3 protein-coding genes are annotated in these 4,094 nt (G+C 60.7%); 2 read left to right on the top strand and 1 reads right to left on the bottom strand.

Annotation, left to right across the window (positions count from 1 at the left end; all coding sequences use genetic code 11):
* Positions 1–156 precede the first annotated feature (156 nt).
* Complete coding sequence (macA, locus tag FPT15_RS22140; RefSeq protein ID WP_145164661.1) at positions 157–1,308, top strand: macrolide transporter subunit MacA; 1,152 nt, start codon at positions 157–159, stop codon at positions 1,306–1,308.
* Positions 1,309–1,311: 3 nt separating this feature from the next.
* Entirely contained in the window at positions 1,312–3,270 is a 1,959-nt protein-coding gene (locus FPT15_RS22135; RefSeq protein WP_145164659.1) for a MacB family efflux pump subunit, read from the top strand.
* Positions 3,271–3,335: 65 nt separating this feature from the next.
* On the opposite strand, the gene FPT15_RS22130 is transcribed toward FPT15_RS22135, so the two are convergent.
* Positions 3,336–4,013, bottom strand: a complete 678-nt coding sequence (locus tag FPT15_RS22130) for a response regulator transcription factor (RefSeq protein ID WP_178119735.1) — start codon at positions 4,011–4,013, stop codon at positions 3,336–3,338.
* Between the last annotated feature and the right edge of the window lie 81 nt (positions 4,014–4,094).

Genomic DNA, 4,094 nt, shown 5'->3' with positions numbered 1-4,094 from the left:
GTGGCATACACCGATCTGAAGGTGGGAGCTGGCTTGCCTGCGATGGCGGTGTATCAGCCCGGCATAGGGTGACTGACACTCAGCAAGCACAGGCAATCCAGCGCCCACATCAGGCCGTTTTTGCTTCAGACCCTCTTCATTTTTTTATGGTCATTTATGGATAAGTCAACGTTTCGCAAACTCGGAATGCTCGCGGTATTGGCGGTTGCCATCGGCCTTGTCGTGTATACGGTGCAAGCGCCCGCCGACACACCGCAATACCTCACCGCCACGGCTGAACGGGGTGATATTGAAAATGCCGTATTGGCCACGGGCGTGCTCGAAGGCATCAAACAGGTTGACGTCGGCGCCCAGGTTTCGGGGCAGTTGAAGTCGCTCAAGGTCAAGGTTGGTGACAAGGTCAAAAAAGGCCAATGGCTCGCCGAAATCGACCCGCTGATCCTGCAAAACACCTTGCGCAAAGCCCAGGTCGATGAAGAGAACCTGCAGGCCCAGCGCCGCGCCACGGCGGCGCAGCTCAAGCAGGCCAAGTCTGTCTACGAGCGCTACAAAGGCTTGCAGATCGACGAGTCGGTGTCGCGTCAGGATTTTGAAGACGCGCAATCCACCTTCCAGGTGCAGCAAGCCAACCTGCTGTCCCTGGATGCGCAGATCAAGAGTGCGCACATCCAGATCGACACCGCCAAGGTCAACCTGGCCTATACCCGCATCGTCGCGCCCATTGACGGGGATGTGGTCGGCATCGTCACCCAGGAAGGCCAGACCGTGATCGCCAACCAGCTGGCGCCGGTGCTGCTCAAGCTGGCGGACCTGGACACCATGACCGTCAAGGCCCAGGTGTCCGAGGCGGATGTGATTCACATCAGCCCCGGCCAGCAGGTGTATTTCACCATCCTCGGCGAGGCCGACAAGCGCTACTACGCCAAGCTGCGCGGGACCGAGCCGGCGCCGCAGAACTTCCTCGAAACCCAGACCGCCGGCACGCCCAAGCAAAACACCGCGGTGTTCTACAACGCGCTGTTCGACGTGCCCAACCCTGACCATCGCCTGCGCATCGCCATGACCGCTCAGGTGCGTATCGTGCTCGACACCGCCCAGGGCGCGCTGATGGTGCCGGTGGCGGCACTCGGCTCACGCAACGCCGATGGCAGCTACCCGCTGCGCGTGCTGGATGCCAAGGGCAAAGCCGTGTCGCGGGATGTGAAGACCGGGATCAACAACAACGTCAAAGTGCAGATTCTGGACGGCCTGGTGGAGGGCGATAAGGTCGTGATCGGTGACGCAACGCCTGTTGTGGCGGGGAACTGACGCATGACCCAGCCACTGTTGGAACTCAAGGGCATCACCCGCAGTTTCATGGCCGGCGAGCGCGAATTCATCGCGCTCAAGGGCATCGACTTGACCATCCATGCCGGAGAAATGGTCGCGATCATCGGCGCCTCGGGCTCGGGTAAATCCACCCTGATGAACATCCTCGGCGGCCTGGACTACGCCACCGCCGGCAGCTACAAAATCAATGGCATCGAAACCCGCTCGCTCGGCGATGAGCAACTGGCGGAACTGCGCCGCGATTACTTCGGCTTTATCTTCCAGCGCTACCATTTGCTCGCGCACCTGAGCGCCTTGCACAACGTGGAAATGCCGGCGATCTACGCCGGCACGCCAGAGACGCAACGCCACAGCCGCGCCCGGGATTTGCTCACCCGCCTGGGCCTGGCGGGGCACACCAGCCACCGGCCGAGCCAGCTTTCCGGCGGCCAGCAACAACGGGTGAGTATCGCCCGCGCGTTGATGAACGGCGGTGAAGTGATTCTCGCCGACGAACCCACCGGCGCCCTCGACACCCACAGCGGCAAGGAGGTGATGCGCATCCTTGCCGAGCTGCACGCCGCCGGGCACACAGTGATTATCGTCACCCACGACCCCAAGGTGGCCGCCAATGCCCAGCGTATTGTCGAGGTGTGTGACGGCGAGATTGTCAGCGACAAGGCCAACGACAGCGTCGGCCTGGAGGTGCCCGCCGAGGCGCCCATCGAGACCCGGCGTAGCGGCGCACGGCGCCTGGTGGCGAGCCTGGGGTTGTTCAAGGAAGCATTCAACATGGCCTGGGTCGCGTTGATTTCCCATCGCATGCGCACCCTGCTGACGATGCTCGGGATTGTCATCGGCATCACCTCGGTGGTGTCGATCTCGGCCATCGGTGAGGGCGCCAAGCGTTATGTGCTTAAAGACATCCAGGCGATCGGCAGCAACACCATCGACATCTTTTCCGGCACCAGTTTTGGTGACAGCCGCGCATCCGCCATCGAAACATTGATGCCCTCGGACGTGGAGGCGTTGAACCAGCTGTATTACGTCGACAGCGCCACGCCGGTGGTGGGCCGCAACCTGCTGCTGCGCTTTGGCAATATCGACCTGGATGCACAGGTCAATGGCGTCAGCGACCGCTACTTCAAGGTGAAGGGGTTGAAGCTGGAAGCCGGGATTGCCTTCAGCGAAAGTGACGCGCGGCGCCAGGCCCAGGTGGTGGTGATCGACCACAACACCCGACATCGCTTGTTCGGGCCGAATGTGGACCCGTTGGGCCAGGTGATCCTGGTCGGCAATCTGCCGTGCACGGTGATTGGTGTAACGGCCGACAACAAAAACATGTTCGCCGCCAGCAAGGCGCTGAACGTGTGGGTGCCTTATGAGACGGCGGCGGGGCGCCTGTTGGGCCAGCGCCATCTGGACAGCATCACCGTGCGTATCAAGGACGGCCAGTCGAGCAAGGTGGTGGAAGAAAACGTCAATAAACTCATGCTGCAACGTCACGGCACCAAGGATTTCTTCACCAATAACCTCGACAGCATCATGCAAACGGTGCAGAAAACCAGCCGCTCGCTGGCGCTGTTGTTGTCGCTGATCGCGGTGATTTCGTTGCTGGTGGGCGGTATCGGGGTGATGAACATCATGCTGGTGTCGGTGACCGAGCGCACGCGCGAGATTGGTATTCGCATGGCCGTGGGCGCGCGGCAGTCGGACATCCGCCAGCAGTTTCTGGTGGAAGCGGTGATGGTGTGTTTGATCGGCGGGATGATCGGGATCTCGTTGTCCTTTGCGATCGGCTATCTGTTTTCGTTGTTTGTGAAGGAATGGGAAATGGTGTTTTCACTCGGCTCGATCATTACCGCGTTTGCGTGCTCGACCCTGATCGGCATTGTGTTTGGCTTTGTACCGGCCAGGAATGCGGCGCGGCTGGACCCGATTGAGGCGTTGGCCAGGGACTGACCACTCCCAGTCGGCAACGATCAAATGTGGGCGCTGGCAAGCCAGCGCCCACAGGTTTTGGTGATTCAGAGGGCTGTAAGCGTGCCTTCCTCGGTCGCGTACATCCACCGCAACAACGAATGCCGCCCGCTGATGCCCAGCTTGATCGCCGCGCGTTTGAGGTAGCTCTCGATGGTGTTGACCTTGAGTGCCAGTTGCTCTGCCAATTGCGGTGCAGTGCGCCCGGCCAGCAGGCCGACACATACTTCGAGTTCGCGGTTGGAAAGCGTCAGGCCCGATTGCACCAGGCGTTCTTCAATGCGCCGGCGCAGGGTTTCGATGCCCTGGTTTTCCGGCATCACCGGTTCGCTGGTCGGGCGGCAAGGCTGGATCGCGGTGATGTGTTTTTCGACCATGGGCAGCAGCAGCGTGGAGAAGTCCTGCAGCATGCTGCGTTCCTGCGGCGAAAAACTTTCTGACTGGTGCGAGCGGTACACCGACAGTACATAGCGAACATCATCCCTGCGGCGCGTGAGGTGCAGCTGGGCGGCGGGCTGTTCTTCACCCAAGGCGGCTACCGAATCGGTGTAGACCGGGCTGATCCTGCGGCGGGTGTGGCCTTCGGCACTGACCCGCAATTGCGTGATATGGGTGGCGTCCACTGCCAGTTGGGTCAGGATGAGGTCATGCAGCATGCGTGGGAAATGGCGACTGCCGGTGCTGGCGATGACCTTGCCTATATGTGGGAACAGGTGTGAGTTCATCAATTCGTCCATGAGTTTCCAGTGCAGGTATTCAGCCTTATCGCGACGGGATTTAAGAAGGTAACCAGGGTGAATAATCTG

The organism is Pseudomonas sp. RGB, assembly GCF_007713445.1.
Classification (GTDB): Bacteria; Pseudomonadota; Gammaproteobacteria; order Pseudomonadales; family Pseudomonadaceae; genus Aquipseudomonas.
Note: the sequence above shows the minus strand (reverse complement) of the source record. Positions and strands in the feature narration are given on the sequence as shown.